Source organism: Parerythrobacter lacustris (assembly GCF_024626475.1).
In the GTDB taxonomy this organism is placed as follows: domain Bacteria; phylum Pseudomonadota; class Alphaproteobacteria; order Sphingomonadales; family Sphingomonadaceae; genus Parerythrobacter_A; species Parerythrobacter_A lacustris.
Genome location: NZ_JANKHH010000001.1, coordinates 373,163 through 391,438, shown reverse-complemented (window position 1 = coordinate 391,438; position 18,276 = coordinate 373,163). Strand labels below are relative to the sequence as shown.

Annotated in this window: 21 protein-coding genes; 12 read left to right on the top strand and 9 right to left on the bottom strand. The window is 64.3% G+C overall.

What is annotated here, in order from left to right; translation table 11 throughout:
• Window positions 1-9 precede the first annotated feature (9 nt).
• Window positions 10-1,020 (bottom strand): zinc transporter ZntB, encoded by a 1,011-nt coding sequence (locus tag NSO95_RS01960; protein ID WP_257594459.1) that lies wholly within the window; start codon window positions 1,018-1,020, stop codon window positions 10-12.
• Window positions 1,021-1,217: 197 nt separating this feature from the next.
• Here NSO95_RS01960 and ispG point away from each other — a divergent pair, with 197 nt between their 5' ends.
• The 5 genes from ispG (at window position 1,218) to NSO95_RS01935 (ending at window position 5,159) form a co-directional block, all read left to right on the top strand.
• Window positions 1,218-2,357, top strand: coding sequence for a flavodoxin-dependent (E)-4-hydroxy-3-methylbut-2-enyl-diphosphate synthase (gene ispG, locus NSO95_RS01955; protein WP_257594458.1), 1,140 nt, complete (start codon window positions 1,218-1,220; stop codon window positions 2,355-2,357).
• Window positions 2,358-2,380: 23 nt separating this feature from the next.
• On the top strand, window positions 2,381-3,130 hold the full coding sequence (locus NSO95_RS01950; protein WP_257594457.1) for a hypothetical protein: 750 nt from the start codon (window positions 2,381-2,383) through the stop codon (window positions 3,128-3,130).
• 61 nt (window positions 3,131-3,191) lie between these two features.
• Window positions 3,192-3,659 carry a thioredoxin family protein gene (locus tag NSO95_RS01945; protein WP_257594456.1) on the top strand — a complete coding sequence of 156 codons (468 nt, stop codon included), beginning with the start codon at window positions 3,192-3,194 and terminating at the stop codon, window positions 3,657-3,659.
• A 34-nt stretch (window positions 3,660-3,693) separates the two neighbouring features.
• Window positions 3,694-4,593: a histone deacetylase family protein gene (locus NSO95_RS01940; protein ID WP_257594455.1), complete on the top strand. Its 900-nt coding sequence runs from the start codon at window positions 3,694-3,696 to the stop codon at window positions 4,591-4,593.
• A 23-nt stretch (window positions 4,594-4,616) separates the two neighbouring features.
• Window positions 4,617-5,159: a retropepsin-like aspartic protease family protein gene (locus tag NSO95_RS01935; protein ID WP_257594454.1), complete on the top strand. Its 543-nt coding sequence runs from the start codon at window positions 4,617-4,619 to the stop codon at window positions 5,157-5,159.
• Here the strand turns inward: NSO95_RS01935 and NSO95_RS01930 are convergent.
• Window positions 5,156-5,620: a hypothetical protein gene (locus NSO95_RS01930; RefSeq protein ID WP_257594453.1), complete on the bottom strand. Its 465-nt coding sequence runs from the start codon at window positions 5,618-5,620 to the stop codon at window positions 5,156-5,158. The genes NSO95_RS01935 and NSO95_RS01930 overlap by 4 nt on opposite strands.
• 57 nt (window positions 5,621-5,677) lie before the next feature.
• Between NSO95_RS01930 and NSO95_RS01925 the strand changes: the two genes are divergently transcribed.
• Entirely contained in the window at window positions 5,678-6,397 is a 720-nt protein-coding gene (locus tag NSO95_RS01925; protein WP_257594452.1) for a murein L,D-transpeptidase catalytic domain family protein, read from the top strand.
• Between the two features lie 17 nt (window positions 6,398-6,414).
• Here NSO95_RS01925 and NSO95_RS01920 read toward each other — a convergent pair whose 3' ends face one another.
• A complete protein-coding gene (locus NSO95_RS01920; protein ID WP_257594451.1) occupies window positions 6,415-7,770 on the bottom strand; it encodes a L,D-transpeptidase family protein in 1,356 nt (451 codons plus the stop codon).
• Between the two features lie 178 nt (window positions 7,771-7,948).
• On the opposite strand from NSO95_RS01920, the gene NSO95_RS01915 reads away from it, so the two are divergent.
• From NSO95_RS01915 to NSO95_RS01895, 5 genes are all read left to right on the top strand, one after another.
• A complete protein-coding gene (locus NSO95_RS01915) occupies window positions 7,949-8,851 on the top strand; it encodes a DMT family transporter (RefSeq protein WP_257594450.1) in 903 nt (300 codons plus the stop codon).
• A gap of 176 nt (window positions 8,852-9,027) precedes the next feature.
• A complete protein-coding gene (gene acnA, locus NSO95_RS01910) occupies window positions 9,028-11,700 on the top strand; it encodes an aconitate hydratase AcnA (RefSeq protein WP_257594449.1) in 2,673 nt (890 codons plus the stop codon).
• A 106-nt stretch (window positions 11,701-11,806) separates the two neighbouring features.
• On the top strand, window positions 11,807-12,322 hold the full coding sequence (locus tag NSO95_RS01905; protein WP_257594448.1) for a rhodanese-like domain-containing protein: 516 nt from the start codon (window positions 11,807-11,809) through the stop codon (window positions 12,320-12,322).
• A gap of 86 nt (window positions 12,323-12,408) precedes the next feature.
• On the top strand, window positions 12,409-13,368 hold the full coding sequence (locus NSO95_RS01900) for a hypothetical protein (RefSeq protein WP_257594447.1): 960 nt from the start codon (window positions 12,409-12,411) through the stop codon (window positions 13,366-13,368).
• Between the two features lie 101 nt (window positions 13,369-13,469).
• On the top strand, window positions 13,470-13,850 hold the full coding sequence (locus NSO95_RS01895; protein WP_257594446.1) for a hypothetical protein: 381 nt from the start codon (window positions 13,470-13,472) through the stop codon (window positions 13,848-13,850).
• A 121-nt stretch (window positions 13,851-13,971) separates the two neighbouring features.
• Here the strand turns inward: NSO95_RS01895 and ruvB are convergent, their stop codons facing one another.
• Both ruvB and NSO95_RS01885 read right to left on the bottom strand, forming a co-directional pair.
• Entirely contained in the window at window positions 13,972-15,015 is a 1,044-nt protein-coding gene (gene ruvB / locus NSO95_RS01890) for a Holliday junction branch migration DNA helicase RuvB (protein WP_257594445.1), read from the bottom strand.
• Window positions 15,008-15,445: a hypothetical protein gene (locus NSO95_RS01885; RefSeq protein WP_257594444.1), complete on the bottom strand. Its 438-nt coding sequence runs from the start codon at window positions 15,443-15,445 to the stop codon at window positions 15,008-15,010. Before NSO95_RS01885 ends, ruvB begins: the two co-directional genes overlap by 8 nt.
• Before the next feature lie 62 nt (window positions 15,446-15,507).
• On the opposite strand from NSO95_RS01885, the gene NSO95_RS01880 reads away from it, so the two are divergent.
• Window positions 15,508-15,819 carry a GIY-YIG nuclease family protein gene (locus NSO95_RS01880; RefSeq protein ID WP_257594443.1) on the top strand — a complete coding sequence of 104 codons (312 nt, stop codon included), beginning with the start codon at window positions 15,508-15,510 and terminating at the stop codon, window positions 15,817-15,819.
• A gap of 242 nt (window positions 15,820-16,061) precedes the next feature.
• Here NSO95_RS01880 and NSO95_RS01875 read toward each other — a convergent pair whose 3' ends face one another.
• The 4 genes from NSO95_RS01875 to ruvA are packed head-to-tail and all read right to left on the bottom strand — an operon-like array spanning window position 16,062 to window position 18,106.
• Window positions 16,062-16,517: a hypothetical protein gene (locus tag NSO95_RS01875; protein WP_257594442.1), complete on the bottom strand. Its 456-nt coding sequence runs from the start codon at window positions 16,515-16,517 to the stop codon at window positions 16,062-16,064.
• Window positions 16,517-17,107 carry a DsrE family protein gene (locus NSO95_RS01870; protein ID WP_257594441.1) on the bottom strand — a complete coding sequence of 197 codons (591 nt, stop codon included), beginning with the start codon at window positions 17,105-17,107 and terminating at the stop codon, window positions 16,517-16,519. The genes NSO95_RS01875 and NSO95_RS01870 overlap by 1 nt, the downstream gene beginning before the upstream one ends.
• The gene (locus NSO95_RS01865; protein ID WP_257594440.1) at window positions 17,100-17,498 is read right to left on the bottom strand and encodes a GFA family protein; all 399 of its coding nucleotides are present in this window, start codon (window positions 17,496-17,498) and stop codon (window positions 17,100-17,102) included. Before NSO95_RS01865 ends, NSO95_RS01870 begins: the two co-directional genes overlap by 8 nt.
• On the bottom strand, window positions 17,495-18,106 hold the full coding sequence (gene ruvA, locus NSO95_RS01860; RefSeq protein ID WP_257594439.1) for a Holliday junction branch migration protein RuvA: 612 nt from the start codon (window positions 18,104-18,106) through the stop codon (window positions 17,495-17,497). Before ruvA ends, NSO95_RS01865 begins: the two co-directional genes overlap by 4 nt.
• Window positions 18,107-18,276: the final 170 nt, after the last annotated feature.

Sequence of the window (18,276 nt, the reverse complement as noted above, 5' to 3'; positions counted from 1 at the left end):
GACGCCGTTCTATAGCCACTTCCACTTCCAGAAGAAGATGAGCTGGCCGGCTAGGATCGCCCCGCACAGCCCGACCACGATCCAGAATGCCTTGTCGCCTTCGGCACCCGGGATTCCGCCGACATTGATGCCGAGAAGGCCGGTAAGAAAGGTCAGCGGCAGGAAAATCGCCGCGACGATGGTGAGAATATAGTTGGTCCGGTCGGAACTTGCGATGGCGCGCGCCCGCAGCTCGTCCAGCATCACCACCGCGCTTTCCTTGCTGATGTCGATGTCGTCGAGATAGCGCCGCAGCCGCTCGATGGTTTCGGCCATTTCGCGCCGGTCGTGTTCCTCGAACCAGTCCGGCGCGTCGCGGCTGATCGTTTCGAATGCGGCGTGCTGCGGCCCCATGTGACGCTTGAGCGCGAGGCAGTTGCGGCGGATCGTGGTGATCTTGGCAAGCACCCGGTCGCTCATCACGTCGAGATCCATTGCTTCGCACTGATCGATGTGGTCGTTCATGTCGACGATCGACGCATTCATCCGCGCGATCATGTTCTCGGTCAGCGAAGTGATCACCGAGCCGGCATCGTTCGGGCCGTAACCTCCGTCGATCTCCGCCAGTGTGTCGCGCGGAGTTTGCAAGGGGAGGCGGCGCAGGGTGACGAGGCGCTTGCCGTCGCTCCACAGCTGCATCGACACCATGTCTTCGGGCTCCGCTCCGGGATTGAAGTTGATCCCGCGCAGCGTAGCAACCAGCGTCTGCCCCTCACGGAATGCGCGCGGCCTGGTCGAATCGCTGGTCAGCAATTCCGCCGTCGGCTCGGGAATGCCGAGCGCGGATTGCAGCCACTCGTACACGCCGGGGCCGTTGCGCCGCATATGCATCCACAGGACTTCGTCGTCGGTCTGCGGCTGCCACGCCTGCAGCTCTTCCCAATCGATCGGCCTGCCGCCGCCGTTCCCGTCGAGCACGCGGGAGAACAGCAGCGGAGTCTGGCCATCATTGTCGTCGGTCTGTGCGGTCAGGTCGTGCATTCTGACGCCTCATGCCTCAGCCGGTCGGATTTTCCTACTGCAGATGATTGGTGTAAGGCCCGCAGCCATGAAACAGGTCGCATTTCCGCAGCAAAGCCGCCATATGCAGGGCAAGCGAGACGTGCCGCAGGGTACGCTGAATCCCGTCCAAGGACTGTGTTCCATGTGTTCCACTTGTCAGATTACGGCCAGCCAAGATGAATGAAATTCGCCCGTGGCGCACGATCGAGCGCCGCAAATCGCGCCAGATCATGGTCGGCAACGTGCCCGTCGGCGGCGATGCGCCGATCACCGTGCAGACCATGACCAACACCCCGACCGAGGATGTCGGCGCGACGATCGACCAGATCCGCCGCTGCGAGGATGCCGGGGCAGACATCATCCGCGTGTCCTGCCCGACGGAGGAATCGACCGCCAACTTCGACCGGATCACCCGCGCGGCCAACGTGCCGATCGTCGCCGACATCCATTTCCACTACAAGCGCGCGCTCGAAGCGGCGGACAAGGGCGCGGCCTGCCTGCGGATCAATCCGGGCAATATCGGCAGCAGCGAGCGGGTGGCCGAAGTGGTCCGTGCAGCCAAGGCAAACGGCTGCGCGATCCGCATCGGGGTCAACGCCGGAAGTCTCGAGAAGGACTTGCTGGAGAAATACGGCGAGCCCTGCCCCGAAGCGCTGGTCGAAAGCGCGCTCGACCATATCAAGCTGCTGCAGGACCACGATTTCCACGACTACAAGGTGGCGGTGAAAGCCAGCGACGTGTTTCTCGCCGTCGCGGCCTATCACGCGCTCGCCGAAACGGTCGACTGCCCGCTGCATCTCGGGATTACCGAAGCGGGCGGGCTGATCGGCGGCACGGTCAAGTCGAGCATCGGCATGGGCAGCCTGCTGTGGGCCGGGATCGGCGACACGATCCGGGTCTCGCTGTCGGCCGAGCCGGAGCAGGAAGTGAAAGTCGGTTTCGAGATGCTGAAAGCGCTCGGCCTGCGCACCCGCGGCGTTCGAGTGGTCTCCTGCCCGAGCTGTTCGCGTCAGGGGTTCGATGTGATCCGCACGGTCGAGGCGCTCGAGAAGCGGCTCGAACACATCAAGACCCCGATGAGCCTCTCGGTCCTCGGCTGCGTGGTCAACGGCCCGGGCGAGGCGCGCGAGACCGATATCGGGCTGACCGGTGGCGGTAACGGCAAGCACATGGTCTATCTTTCGGGCGTGAAGGACCACCATATCGAGAACGAGGACATGCTCGACCACATCGTGCGGCTGGTCGAAGCGAAAGCGGCACAGATCGAGGCGGGCGAGGCTGTGGCGTTCGATCCGCATGCCGTTGCCGCCGAATAGCCTTATCATCGAAGGGACGGGATATGACGATGCGCAACCTGCTGGCCACCTGCTGCGGTGCGGCCCTGCTGGCCGCCTGTTCGGCCGATAAGCCGCCGACCAACGAGGAAGCCATGCCGCTGCTGATGGAAAAGACCGTCGGGGTGAAGCCGGAAGCCATGCTCAAGCGGCTGTCGGGCCAGATCCTGGGCGAGTTCCACGCCTTCGCTTCCGGCTTCGCGGCCGACAAGGAGAAAGACTGGGACGCCGCGCGTTTCGACAAGGAAATCGACGCCGCCTACGCCCCGCTCAACGCGCAGATCAACGAGGCATTCTACAAGCAGGTCGCCGCCGCGATGGAGGAGGGCGAGGGCGCGAAGCTGCTCGCCATGCTCGACGACGATGGCAATGCCAAAGTGATGAAATGCGCCTTTTCGCCCGATACCGGGGAGCAGGCCGATCCCTGGGCCTTTTGCGAGGAGAAGACCGGCGGCAAGGCAAGCGAAGAAGCCAAGACCGGATTCAACCAGCTCGCCGGCCATTTCGCCGATGCGCTGGGAAGCGATGAAACGCTGGCCGTGGCCATGGGCTATGCCACCTGCGGGGTGATCGTCAAATACGGCAAAGAGGTGAGCGGCGACAATTTGACGTTGAGCTTCGACACCACCGAAATCGGACCGAACGGCTACAAGAAGCCGTGTCCGGAATACGACAAACTGGCACCCGGTCTGCTCAAGGGCCCGACCCCGCCGCATTTCGGCGTTCCGGCCGCAGCCGGTAAGCCGGAAGTCTGATCGCCACATGGCCCGCTATCGCGGCCTGGCCCTGGCTCTCGGGCCCGTATTGCTGGCCAGCTTGGCGACGTCTGTACGGGCGGAAGAGGGCCACGAATATCCGGAGGCCTCGCCTTATGCGGAAATGCCCGAGATCGCAGCAACCGCACGCATTATGGCCGCGCGCACCCAAGCGATGGTCGAAGGCAAGCGGCTGATTGCAATCTTTGGGGCCAACTGGTGTCATGACAGTCGCGCGCTGGCCGGATGGCTCGACACAGCGCGGTTCAAGAACCTGACCGACCGCAATTTCGTCGTGGTGTTCGTCGATGCAGGTCGACCACAAGATGGCGAGGGGCGCAATCTCGACCTCGCGGCAGGCTTTGGCGTAAGCGACGTCGAAGGAACGCCGAACCTGCTGGTGATCGATCCGGCCAGCGGCAAGTTGCTCAATTCGCCGCAAAGCGCGAAGAGTTGGCGCGATGCCGCCAGCCGGAGCGAGGACGCGATCTATAACGAGCTGGCCGGTTTCGCTGCTCCGGCGGGCTAGCCCCATCCTCCACGTCGTCCACCACGCCGACTACATGGCGCCCCGCCCCGAACGCGGAAGCTTCCGGTTCGATAAGTACTACCTCGTGATGGACGAACTGCGGGCGGCGGGCGCACGCATTAACGAGCATGCGCCGCAGCCGATGCCGCGCGAATGGCTCGAAGCAGTGCACTGCCCCGACTATGTCGAGCAGGTGTTCACCGCCAGCGTCCCGCGCGAGAAAGAGCGGCGGATCGGCTTCCCGGTCACGCCGCAGATCGCCAGCCGGGTGCGCCACACCAACGGCGGCACCTGGCTCGCAGCGCAGCTGGCGAGGGAGCACGGATATGCCGCCAACAGCGCGGCGGGCAGCCATCACGCGCTGCACGACACCGGGGCGGGCTATTGCGTGTTCAACGATCTTGCGGTGTGCGCCAACCGGCTGATTGCCGAGCGCCATGCCCGGCGGGTGCTGATCGTCGATTGCGATGTGCATCAGGGCGACGGGACCGCGAGCCTGCTGGCGGGGCGCGATGACGTTTTCACCTTCTCGATCCATGCGGAAAAGAACTTCCCCGTGCGCAAGGCGAGGTCCTCGCTCGACATTGCTCTTCCCGACGGCACCGGTGATGAAGATTATCTCGCAGCTCTTCAGATGCACCTGCCCCATGTGCTCGACAGTTTCGCGCCCGGCCTGGTGCTCTATCAGGCGGGAGTCGATCCGCATGCCGAAGACCGGCTGGGCCGTCTCGCGCTGAGCGATGACGGACTCGAAGCCCGCGATCGCTTCGTGGTCGCGCAGGCACGCCGGCGCGGGCTACCGATCGCCAGCGCGCTCGGCGGCGGCTATGGCGACGACGCGCGCACCGTAGCAGCACGTCATGCCCGCTCGATGCGCGCGATGGCGGACGAGAACCTGCGCTTTGCGGCTCCCGGCGGCTTTAGGGAGCGTTAAGCCCTTCGCGTTAGCTTCCGGCCATGATCGAACGCGCGATCTTCGGAGCCGGCACTCTCATGCTGGCGGTCTATGCCTTTACCCCTCGCGAAGAGGAGAGCGGTGACGCGCAGGCAGCGCTAGCAGACGCTGATCCGATGTCGAACGCGTCCTCCAACCGGCTCGCGGCTTCTCGCGGTCAGGGCTCTTACTCCGCCGGTGGGGCGACGACCCTGCCGCGGATGGGCGACGGGCACTTCTATGCCAACGTCCGGGTCAATGGATCGACCAGCCGCTTCCTTGTCGACACCGGGGCCAGTGTCATCGCCTTGACCGGAGAAGATGCCCGCGCCGCCGGGATCGATTGGGACGAGAGCGACATAAGGCCGATCGGCAGCGGTGCGAGCGGCCCGGTCTACGGCGTTCCCGCCGTGCTCGACGAGGTCAGCCTCGATGGTCACGAAGCGCGTTCGGTTGCGGCCGTGGTGGTGCCCGAAGGACTCGAAATCTCGTTGCTCGGCCAGTCGTTTCTCGGCCAGATCGATGAAATCTCCGTCCGCGACGACGAGATGATCCTCGGCGACTAGAAATAGATGTCGATGTAGTCGGTCAGACCGTCGCACCACTCGAATTCTCGCAGGCGATAGTACTTCCGGTTCTGGGTGATGGCGAAATGCCAGCGCTTCTTCGCCTCGCACACGCGCCCTTCGTCGGGTGTCTCGGCGATGCGGATCAGGCCATCGAAGACGAAGTAATCCGGCCCTGCCTCGATCACCTTGCCGTCGAGCCACAAGGTGCCCGCGCCCTTGGGATCGATCTGTCCGCCCGACAGGCGCACAGTCCCGTCGGCGCCGCGTCGGACCAGTGCAATCCCGCGCTGGTCCCACCCGATCCATTGCAGCGTTATCCCGCGGTTGTTTTGCAGCCGCTCCATGGTCACCGGATCGAGGCCCTTTGCCGGTACTGGCTGACTGTCGGCCACCAGGGGCGCAGACAGCGCCAGGGTCGCACCGGCCAGCAGCGCACGGGCTGTATTTGAAAGCTTCATCGGCAATTCCTCCCCGTTCACCTTTCGGTTAGCACAGCCTATGGTATGACGCACACGATGAACAGGCGCCAACTTCTTTCCTCCGGCCTTCTTGCGACCGCAGCACTGGCGTTGCCGACGCGGCTACCGGCGCAGGTCCGCAGCGGCAATCCGCGCGATTCCCTACTCGCCGAGATCGCCAAGCGCGAACAGGCCCGGATCGATCACCTGCTGTGGCGGCGCGATATCGTCGGGATTGCCGACTTCGGTCTTCACAGTTCCGCAGAGCGGTTCCATTTCGTCGACCTCGAACGGGGAGTGGTTGATTCCTACCTGGTCAGCCACGGCGACGGTTCCGATCCGGAGCATGACGGCTGGCTCAACTGGTTTTCCAACGCCAACGGCTCGCATTGCACCAGCAAGGGCCTCTACCTGACCTATGGCTGGTACACCGGTCGCTACGGAACCTCGATCCGGCTGAACGGGGTGGACGCGACCAATTCGAACGCGCTCGATCGCGCCATCGTCATGCACCGGGCGGGCTACGCCGAACGCAGCCATCTGGAAAAATGGGGCCGTCTCGGTCGCTCGAATGGCTGTTTTGCGATGGGTGATGCGGATTTCAAGCTGGCGCTGCTCAACCTCGGGGGCGGGCGTGCGCTCTATGCCGACAGCCTCGGGCTTCAGCCTGACGGTACAATCGTCGAACCGCCCACACGCGAAGCTCCGCCGGATCTGAAAATCCTTTCGCCCGAGAATCCTGCTGGGCTCGAACAGATCAACCCCGGGGCCTACTGAACGCGGCAAATCCGCGATCAGGTGTCCTGCAGATTGTCCTCGATGATGATCACCTGTTCGCCGGTAACCCGGCTGCGGTCCGCCACGCGCGCCTTGTCCAGCGACGCAAGCACCGCCGCATCGCGGCCATAGATGTCGGAGAACTGCTTGAGCTCGCCGTTGATGTCCTGCGCCATGGTGAAATAGGTGATGTAGACCGGCATGGTCTGCTTGAAACCGATTCTTGTGTATTTACCCGACGACATCGTCGCCTTGGCTTCGTCGGCCGTCAGCCCGCCGCGCAGGATCGCCAGCGTGATTGCCAGCGTCATTGCGTTCTCGGTGCGAATGCAGCCATGGCTCAAGGCGCGGTTGGTGCTGGCAAACAGGTGCCGTGACGGCGTGTCGTGCAGGAAGATCGCATGCCGGTTGGGCATGTCGAGCTTCATCAGGCCGAGCGAGTTGGTCGGCCCCGGCTGCTGCACCACGGTGACGAAGCCATTCGCCCCGCGCGTAGCCGTGTAACCGGCGGACTTGGCCCACGCCGGATTGCCGAGCACCCGCGCGCCTAGGCCTTCGCCCTTGACGATCGACTGCGGCACCGTCCACGTCGGGTTGAAGATCACCCCTTCGACACTTTCGGCGATCTGCGGCGTGGCCGTGCGCCCCGGTTTGCCGACGACGGTGCGATAGGTGCGCACAATCCGGTCGTTGACCGTCAGGCGTAGCTGGTACTCGGGCACGTTGGTGATCAGATACTGGCTGCCCATGTCGCGCGGCAGCCAGCGCCATCGGTCCATGTTGGCGCGGATCAGCTTGCGCTTGGCGCTGTTCGTCGCCGGCGTTTTGGCCAGCTCTTCCCGCAAACGCGCGTAATCCGGATGCTCCGGCATGATCGGGGCGAGCGCCGCATCGACATCGCCCGAAGCAATCGCATCGGCCATCAGCTTGGCAGTGGGATAGCGATCCTGGTCCGGGTCGAACACGAACCACTGCTTGCGTGAATCCATCGGGGTGCGGCCGTCGCGCAGATCTTCAACGACCCAGGCGAACATCTTGCTGGCGAGCGCATCCAGCGCTTCGCCCTTGCCGGCGGCAATGGCAGCCCGCAGGCCCGCCGGATTGTAGTCCGACGGGGTAAGCCCTTCAGCACCGATGCCTTCGATCGTCGCCAGCAAGTCCTGCGCCGCTGCGACCGACCATTGCTGGATTGCGGGCTGTTCCGGTTCGGCCATCGCGTCGATCGCCTGGATCACCGGGTCGGACGCGAATGCAGCCGTATCTGCTTCGACCACCTCGCCGCGAATCTCCGCCGGCCGAGGGAGGAGGTTCTCCGGCTGCGCTGTCTGCGCGGCAATAGCGCCGGGCACCAGCGCACAGACGGCAGTCGCCAAGGAAAGTCGAACCAAAACCGAATTTTTCACTGCAGTCCCATCGCATCGAGTGATTGCGTTACATCTGATCCGGCTATTTTGCCGCATCCTGTGCCTTGTATCAAGCATCGGGCTTTCTGCAGGCTGAATTGGCGCGAATCTGATGACGCGCGGCAACAGGCCGCCTATGCGGTGGCGCATGACCCGGCATCCGCACCTCCTTCCTCTGCTTGCGGCCATGCTGGGGGTCGGTTTCCTGTCGCTGATGGATGCCTTCATGAAGGCAGCGGCGCTGGCTGCCGGTGCCTATAGTGCGGCAGTGATGCGCTCGTTGTTCGGGGCCGGGATCGTCGGCCCCCTGTGGTGGTTCCGCGAGCGCAAATGGCCTCGTACCAGTGTCCTCAAGCTGCATCTGCTGCGGGGCACGGTGTCCGCCTTCATGGCCCTCAGTTTCTTCTATGGTTTGACCAAGCTGCCGATCGCAGAAGCGATCGCGATCTCCTTCATCGCCCCGCTGATCGCGCTCTATCTGGCCGCGATCCTATTGGGCGAAGAGATCCGGCGCGAGGCGATTCTTGCCTCGGTGCTGGGTTTCGTCGGGACGCTGGTGATTGTCGCCGGTCGGCTCGGGACGGCGGAGGGGGACCTGGAGACTTTGAAAGGGCTCGCCGCGATCCTTTTTTCGGCGCTGCTTTATGCGTGGAACTTCATCATCATCCGGCAGCAGGCGCTGGTCTCGAGCCCGCTCGAGGCGACCACCTTCCACAGCGGCGTGGGGTGTGTCGTGCTCGCCGTCTTCGCGCCATGGTTTTTCACTTTGCCGGAGCCGCGCGTGATGGCCGATATCGCCGTAGCAGCAGTGCTAACCGTCGGCGGTGCATTGTCGATCACCTGGGCCTATGCCCGCGCCGAAGCGCAGGTTCTCGTTCCTATGGAATACACCGGTTTCCTGTGGGCGAGCCTGTTCGGCTGGCTGTTTTTTGCCGAACAGGTCACGCCTGCAACGCTGGCAGGAACTCTGCTGATCGTCGCCGGCTGCTGGATTGCCGCGCGCAAACAGCCGGAGCCCCCGCCGACCATGCCGCAGGACATTCCCGTCTAGCCTGATAGTGGCGACAATTTACAAGCCTACGCCGCTCGATCCCGGTAAGATCGTCGCGGCGCAGGTGCAGTTTCCTCCCCTTGACGCAGGGGCCATGAAAGCGCAGGTGCCGCCGCATATCCGGCTCCCGTGCAACAGGGCGGGTTGCTGCAATTCTGGCAGGAGGAATCACGCGCATGACCCAGGTGGGCAAGGACACGCTCGGAACCCGTTCAACCCTTACGGTCGGTGGCAGGGATTACGCTTATTATTCCTTCGCCAAGGCGGAAGCGACCATCGGCGACGTTTCGAAGCTGCCCTTCAGCCTCAAGGTCCTGCTCGAGAACATGCTGCGGTTCGAGGACGGCGGCTTCACCGTGTCGACCGAAGATGCGCAGGCACTGGCCGACTGGCAGCGCAACCCCGCCACCGGCAAGGAAATCCAGTACCGTCCGGCGCGCGTGCTGCTGCAGGATTTCACCGGCGTGCCCTGCGTGGTCGACCTTGCCGCGATGCGCGATGCGATCGCGAAGCTCGGCGGCGATACCGCCAAGATCAACCCGCAAGTGCCGGTCAATCTGGTGATCGACCACTCGGTGATGGTCGATGAATTTGGCCACCCTAAGGCGTTCGAGAAAAACGTCGAGCTTGAGTATGAGCGCAATGCGGAGCGCTATGACTTCCTCAAATGGGGTTCGAAGAGTTTCAAGAACTTCACCGCCGTGCCTCCCGGAACCGGCATCTGCCATCAGGTGAACCTTGAATATCTCGGCAAGGGCGTGTGGTCGTCGGAAGACCAGGACGGCGTCACTGTCGCCTACCCAGACACCTGCGTGGGGACGGACAGCCACACCACGATGATCAACGGTCTCGGAGTGCTCGGCTGGGGGGTCGGCGGGATCGAGGCGGAGGCCGCGATGCTGGGCCAGCCGGTCTCGATGCTGATCCCCGAAGTGGTCGGCTTCAAGCTGACCGGGGCGATGTCCGAAGGTGTGACTGCAACCGACCTCGTGCTGACCTGCGTCCAGATGCTGCGCGAAGTCGGCGTGGTAGGCCGGTTCGTCGAGTTCTACGGTCCGGGCGTCTCCAACCTCAGCCTCGCCGACCGCGCGACCATCGCCAACATGGCACCCGAATACGGTGCGACCTGCGGCTTCTTCGGGTTCGACGACAAGACGCTCGATTACATGCGCCTGACCGGCCGACCGGAAGAGACGATTGCGCTGGTTGAAGCCTATGCCAAGGAACAGGGCATGTGGTTCACGCCGGAGAACGAGCCGGTGTTCACCAAGACGCTGTCGCTCGACATGGGTACGGTCGTCCCGTCGCTCGCCGGCCCCAAGCGGCCGCAGGACAAGGTCATCCTCCCCGAGGTCGACGACCTGTTCAACCGCGAGCTGGCCTCGCTCTATGGCAAGGCGTCGCCCGCCCGCGTTCCGGTCGAAGGCAAGGATCACGATATCGGTGACGGTGACGTCGTGATCGCGGCGATCACCAGCTGCACCAATACTTCCAACCCCGACGTGCTGATTGCCGCCGGACTCGTCGCCAAGAAGGCGAACGAGCGCGGAATGAAGCCCAAGCCGTGGGTCAAGACCTCGCTCGCGCCCGGATCGCAGGTGGTCACCGACTATCTCGTGAAGGCGGGTCTGCAGGAACATCTCGACGCGATCGGCTTCGACCTCGTCGGTTACGGCTGCACCACCTGCATCGGCAACTCGGGCCCGCTCGCGCCGCCGATTTCGAAGGCAATCAACGGCAACGATATCGTCGCGGCCTCGGTGCTGTCGGGCAACCGCAACTTCGAAGGCCGCGTCAGCCCCGATGTGCGCGCCAACTTCCTCGCCTCCCCGCCGCTGGTGGTCGCCTATGCGCTCAAGGGCACGGTGACCGAAGACTTCGTCAGCACCCCGATCGGGCAGGACCAGGGCGGCAACGACGTGTTCCTGAAGGACCTGTGGCCGAGCAATGCCGAAATCGCCGAAGTGCGCAGCGGCGCGATCGACCGGCAGATGTTCGAAAGCCGCTATGCCGACGTCTACAAGGGCGATGAGCATTGGCAGGCGATTCAGGTCGAGGCGTCGGACACCTACACCTGGCGGCCGGGCAGCACCTATGTCGCCAACCCGCCCTATTTCGAGGGCATGAGCATGACCCCCGCGCCGGTGACCGACATCACCGATGCGAAGCCGCTTGCGATCCTCGGGGACAGCGTCACCACCGACCACATCAGCCCCGCCGGATCGATCAAGGAAGACAGCCCGGGCGGACGCTATCTGATGGAAAACCAGGTCGCGAAGGCGGATTTCAATTCCTACGGCAGCCGCCGCGGCAACCACGAAGTGATGATGCGCGGCACCTTCGCCAACATCCGCATCAAGAACGAGATGGTCCCGGGCGTCGAAGGCGGCGAGACCAGCTATGGCGGCGAGACCATGGCGATCTACGACGCGGCGATGAAGCACAAGGCCGACGGAACGCCGCTGGTGGTCATCGGCGGCAAGGAATACGGCACCGGATCGAGCCGCGACTGGGCGGCGAAGGGGACCATCCTGCTCGGCGTGCGCGCGGTGATCGTCGAAAGCTTCGAGCGTATCCACCGTTCGAACCTCGTCGGGATGGGCGTGCTGCCGCTGCAGTTCAAGGGCGGCGACACGCGCGAAACCCTTGGCCTGACCGGCGACGACACATTCTCGATCAAGGGGCTGGCGGATCTGGTTCCGGGCCAGGATGTCGAAGTGGCGGTAACCCGCGCCGACGGGACGCAGTTCAGCTTCACCGCGCATTGCCGGATCGATACCGCCAACGAAATGGAGTATTACCGCAACGGCGGCATCCTCCATTACGTGCTGCGCAAGTTGGCTGCCTGATCCCGTTTCGCTCCGGCCCCTGCCATGGCTGTGGCGGGGGCTGGCGCATTCATCGCCTCGCAAGCATCGTGCGCGCATTTTCTCCCGATCCAAGGGAGGACTTGCCATGCGTATCGCCCTGCTTGCCGCACCGCTCGCGTTTCTCGGGGCGGCCGCAGCCGCCCAGACGCCTGCCCCCAATCCGCAAATCGACTATGCCGGCTTCATCGAGCTGACCGGTTCTCTCCAGCAGGTGCGCGAGGCACACCGTTTGGAGCGTGACGAGTTCCTGGCGCGGGCAGCAGCCGAGGGCGCGTTGCTGCTCGACACCCGCTCCGAATCGGCTTTCGCCGCCGGACATATCGAAGGGGCGGTCAACCTGCCGTTCTCGGACTTCACCTCGAAATCCTTGCGTGAGATCGTGGGCAATGACCCGGACCGCCCGATCTACATCTATTGCAACAACAACTTCAGCGACAATGCCGCGCCGGTGATTTCCAAGATGGCTCCGCTCGCGCTCAATATCCCGACCTTCATCAACCTCCACGGCTATGGCTACACCAATGTGTGGGAGCTGGCGGGTGTCATGCCGCTCAGCGATGTGCCGTGGACTTCGGGGCTCGCGCCGCCCGACGAGGGCTAACGAGACAAGAAGGGCGGCACCTTGCGGAGCCGCCCTGCCAGTTTGAAGTTCCGTAGAAGTGCGAGTTTCAGTCGTCCTTCTTCGGCATGAACTTGCGGCGCCCGAGCACGGCGGCGGCACCCAGGCCGAACAGGATCATCATCGGCGGTGCCGATACCGGGGTTCCGCTCGTGGTCCCGCTGGTCGTGCCGCTGGTGGTCATTCCCGAAGTCGTGTTGTTGCCCGAGGTCGAACTCGAGGTCGACGACGAGGTGGACGAGCTTGTCGAGCTGGTGACATTGCCCGAGCTGCTGGTGCTGGTCGAGACATTGCCCGAGGTCGACGAGCTGGTGCTCGAGCTGGTGCTCGAACTGCTCGACACGTCGCCCGAGGTCGAGCTGCTGCTCGAAACGTTGCCCGAAGAGCTGCTCGAAACATTGCCCGAAGTCGACGAGCTGGCGTTGTTGCCCGAGCTGCTGGTGACTGCGCCCGAAGAGGTCGAGACATTGCCCGACGAGCTCGAAGTCGAGGACGAGCTGGTCACGGCGCCCGAAGAGGTGCTGACGTTGCCCGAGCTGGTCGAAGTCGAGCTGGTAACCGAACCCGAAGAGGTGCTCACGCCGCCGGTCGAGGTGCTGACGCCGCCGGTTGAGGTGCTTACCCCGCCCGTCGAGGTCGAAGTACTGATGCCGCCGGTCGAGGTGGAGACGCCACCGGTCGTCGTCGAGCTGCCACCCGAAGAAGTCGAGGTCGACGAACCGCCGCTGGTGTTGTCGATATCGATGTCGATATTGATCCCGCTCGAGGAACCGTTGGTGCCGCCGCTCGAAGAAGTCGAGGAGCTGCCCGAGCTGGAGCCGGAAGTGGTGGTGGTCGAGGTGACGGTCACGCTGCCGCTCGAACCGCCGCCGCCGCCGAAGAACCCGCCGAAGAAGCCTCCGCCAAAGCCCCCGCCGAAACCGCCACCGCCGCCGATCACGGTCACCCCGCCGCCACCACCGCCGCCGCCCGAGATCGGGGGCATCGGTGCGAGCGGTGCGGGAATCGCGGCGATCGCCATGCGATAGGCCGGGGCGCAGCGCGCGTCATAGGTGGTGCCGACGATGCGGCCCTGCCCGGAGCGCGAGCCGCCCTGCATCCCGTCATTCGAACCGCCGTGCATTCCGCCGTGCATGCCGGGACCACCGATCATGCCCGGACCGAGGTCCTCGCACTCGATTTCCTGGCGCACGATGCGGCGCTGGCGATGCTCGGTGCGCTCGACCCGGCGCGTCACGGGGCGGCGTTCCTTGATGTAGTGCACCGGCTCAGCCTTGGCCGACAGGACCTTGCCGCCCTTGAACTGCGGGTTGTCCGTGATCTGCTTCTCGGCGACGTGGACTGCGCCACCCGCCAGCAGGGCAGTACCCGCAGCGGTTGCGGACAGTTTCGCCAGGGCCAGTTTTACCGACATGGTCAAGCTCTCTTGTTACGCTCGGGACGCCAGGTGGGCAGCGGTTCCGCCCCCAAGACACTTCCCTGTCGCATCAACAAGCGACCAACTGCTTAATCCGGCAATGGCGTTAACCACATTTGATGCCGCCCGGAGTCGTTTTTTTTGCCGGTTTGTTCCCGAGTCGGCCAACCTGTCCCGATATGGAACCGAAACGGGGGCAAACCCTTCGCTTCGGTTAACTTTCCTCGTCGAACAAACTGTTTTGCGATGATCCACCGAGCCCTTTGGGCGGGGTCATTTCGAGGTGATTCCATCCCGCATCGTTGAGGCAGCGCCCGCGCGCGGTGCGCGCGATGAGGCCGAGCTGGATGAGGTAGGGCTCGATCACTTCCTCCACCGTGTCGCGCGGCTCGCTGAGGCCGGCCGCGAGCGTTTCGACCCCCACCGGACCGCCCTTGTAGGTCGTCGCGATCATGGTGAGGTAGCGCCGGTCCATCGCATCGAGCCCGAGCCGGTCGATCTCCAGCCGGGTCAGCGCGTTGTCGGCGATGGCCCGGGTTACGGTGCCATCCCCGGCGACATGGGCGAAGTCACGCACCCGCCGCATCAGCCGCCCGGCGACCCGCGGCGTGCCGCGTGAGCGGCGGGCGATTTCGCGCGCGCCCGCGGGATCGATCGGCATGCCGAGCAGCCGCGCCCCGCGCGTCACCACCAGGTCGAGTTCCTCATGGGTGTAGAAATTCAGCCGAACCGGGATGCCGAAACGGTCGCGCAATGGCGTGGTGAGCAGCCCCTGCCGGGTGGTCGCGCCGACCAGGGTGAAGGGCGGCAGGTCGATCCGCACGCTGCGCGCCGAAGGCCCCTCGCCGATGATGATGTCGAGCGCGCGGTCCTCCATCGCGGGATAGAGGATCTCCTCGACCACCGGATTGAGCCGGTGGATCTCGTCGATGAACAGCACGTCGTGCGGCTCGAGATTGGTCAGCAGCGCAGCAAGATCGCCCGCCCTGGCGATCACCGGCCCGCTGGTGGCGCGGAAACCGACGCCCAGTTCCTTGGCGACGATCTGCGCCAGCGTGGTCTTGCCGAGTCCGGGCGGGCCGAAGAACAGCACATGGTCCATCGCCTCGGCGCGCGACTTCGCGCTCTCGATGAACACCCGCAGATTGTCCCGCGCCGCCTCCTGCCCGATGAACTCGGCGAGCGACTTCGGCCGCAGCGCCGCGTCGGGATCGTCCGGCTGGCGGGTGGGGGAGTGGAGGGGGACGGGGTCAGTCAATGGTCCGCACCTTCAGATCGTGTCCGCAATTTGCGCAACGCCGGTGCGGCCACCATGAGCCGCGTTCGTGGTCGGCCATATAACCGTTTGGTGGTGCCCGATCAAAGATCGATTGGCCACAAGCCGGGCAGTAGCGGGAACCGAGCATCCCGCCGACAAGTTCGGGCAGTAGCGCTGTGTAACTGTCGTAAGGTCGCGGCAATACTATGATCAAGCACAAGGCGAGGAGGACGAACCCCGGTACAAGCCACCCAACGGCAATCGACAAAATCGCCAATGGAAAGCAGCAATAGCCGAGCAAACCGACGATCCGCGCCCACGACCAGACTGGATAGGGCGCAAACCTCTTCGGCGAGCGATCCGGTTCGTCCTGCGGATCGCGGTCGACCCACAGGCGCTCGGGAACATGGAACGGGAGCTGGTCGGTCACGCAGCCCCCATACCGTCATGCTGAACTTGTTTCAGCATCCATCCACCGGCAATCACCGGAGCATGCCGCTCGAGCGCAATCCCTGCGTCTATATCCTTGCCAGCCAGCCGCGCGGGACGCTCTACATCGGGGTTACCAGCGACCTCGAACAGCGGCTGTTCCAGCACCGGAACGGCATCACCGGCGGCTTCGCCAGGAAATACAATGTCTATCGGCTGGTCCGCTACGAGATGTTCGGCGACATGGAAGGTGCCATCCTGCGCGAGAAGCAGCTCAAGCGCTGGCACCGCCAGTGGAAGCTCAACCTTGTCGAAAGCGACAACCCCGACTGGCACGACCTCGCGATCGGTCTGGGCTTCGGGCCGGTCGGGTAGGCATACGCCATCCGTCCTTATCCCGTCATCCTGAACTCGATTCAGGATCCATGTTTCGGGCTTGCGCGGTGCTTGCACGCGAAGCGCATCATGTCGAGTGCGCCGAGGTCTGTGCGCGCGCTGAGCCAGCTCCGGAGCGTGCGGCACGATGGACCCTGAAACGAGTTCAGGGTGACGGCTTGTGAGGCGGGCCGGGTCGGGGACGCTTGGTTGTCGGATGGAGGAAAAGCCTGAACTATCCGTCAAAGCGATATACCCACGAGCAAGAAGCCGATCGAAAAAGCTACAAATGAGCCGATACCTGTCCACCTTGGAATTGTGCTATCTATGGCTGAGCGCGCCTCTTCAAGCTTTGCGCCTTTGTCCAGATCGACCTGTCCCGTTACAGCAACGATCGCCCAATATTCTTCGAGCTTGGAATTCGCTTGGATAAATTTTCGCGTTTGAACTTGGCCAAGCCAAGCAGTAACGAAGGCCAATAGAATGCCAAACCAAAATGCTGCAGCCGATAATCCCATCGCAACCTTCGCAATATCAGTTCCAATCACGGCAAAAACCCCGCCAGAGTTTACTGCTAGTAGCGAAGCCATAATCCAACGATAACTGGCCGAATGTTCATCAACCAAAACTCGGCGAATCTCACCAAGTCGTTCATAGGTCAGCTTTGCCAGCTCTTCCGGAAACTCTGCATGAGCCATCAAAACGGGTTCACCGTATAGCCGCGCTGCTGCAGCAGAGCATGCGCCGTCATCGCGCTGAGCGCCGTCTCCACGCCCGGGATCAGGTCGTCCTGCTCGATGCCGTAGGCCGCGCCGCTCTGGCCGCACAGGATGAAGCGCACGCCTGCGTCGAGCATCGCGGCGACCATCGCGCCGGAGGGGTTCTCGGGCGCTTCTTCCTCCTCGCCGGCCGGTTGCCTTGCCGCCCACGCTTCGTCGGTCAGCAGGTCAAGCGCCGCCTTGCCGTGGACCACCACCGCAATGCGGATGTTGTCTTCCGGTACCCCGGCGGCGACATGCATGTTGATGAAGCGCGCGGCGCTTTCGAACCCGCGGCTCCGCGCGCCGTCTTCCGCCGGGGCGGCGACATCGAAGGCCACCGCGAATTCGGTATCGGCAGGCACTGTGTCGATGCCTTCGACCGGTGCATGCGGTCCGAAATCCGCGAACACCGGGCCGGTGGTGAAGGCCGACATGTCCTGCGCGGCGGCGGGCGCGGCGAGCAGCAGGAGCGGGAGAAGGCAGGCCAGCTTCACGGCGCAAGCGCCGGGCGTGCGGAGTTCAGTCATAATGCTCGATCCCTTCCCCTGTGATCACAACCCAGTGATGCTTGCGCTCCTCATAGACCGAATAGTCGGGCGGCGGAAATCCGGGCTCGGCAAAGGCGCCGATCGGCACCGCCACCATATCGGGCAAGGCATCGTGCGTGTACCACACGCCCGATCCGCAATCGGGGCAGAAGCGGAAGGTGGCGGTGCCGCCATCGCCGCCTGTGCGGCTCCATGCGCGGCTCTCGCCGGCAATCGCTACCTGCTCCTGTGGCCAGCGCGCCTGCGCCGCGAAAGACGATCCGCTGCGCTTCTGGCATTCGAGGCAATGACACACCGACACGCGCACCGGATCGCCTTCGCAGGTGGCGGTGAGCTGGCCGCATTGGCACGTGGCGGTGCGGGTGGTCACCCCGCCGCCCTCTTCAGTGCTACCCGGATCAGGTCGCTCTCGCCCGCATCTTCGCCCAGCTCGCCCTGCGCCAGCGCGACCGCGCGGGCCGCGACGGCGGGTTTGAAGCCGAGGTTTTCGAGCGCGCTCACCGCGTCGGCGCTGGCGGTGGCAACGGCGGGGGTGTTGACACTGTTGACAGTGACTCCGCCGTCCGAAGAGGGGAGAGCGCCCGCGCGATCCTTCAGCTCGTTGACGATCCGGCCGGCCAGCTTGGGCCCGACCCCGTTGGCGCGCGCGACCATCGCGGCATCGCCTTGCGCGCAGGCCTGCTGCAATTCGCCGGTCGAGAGTGCCGAAAGGATCGCGAGGGCGACTTTGCTGCCGACGCCCTGCACCTGCGTCAGCAGGCGAAACCAGTCGCGCTCGGCCGCATCGGCGAAACCGAGCAGGCGCATGTCGTTCTCGGACACCTGCAGGTCGGTGTAGACGGTGCAGGCTTCACCCACCTCGCCCAGTGCGGCGAGCGTGCGGGCCGAGCAATGGACGAGATAGCCCACCCCCGCGACGTCGATCACCGCCCAGTCGGTGCCGGTTTCGTCGAGCAGGCCCTTCAGTTTGGCAATCATCTTGGATATCCCGAAATCACGTTTTGTTCCTGCCTGCTCCGCGCCGGTTTGGAAAGCCCCGCCGGATGCCCTTCCCCCGCGAAAGGCGACACTAAGGCGACACCAAAAACGCCTCTTGCCGCTTTCCGCTTTCCCGCCGTCGCGCAAGGTCCGGTCAGGCCTCGCCCCCG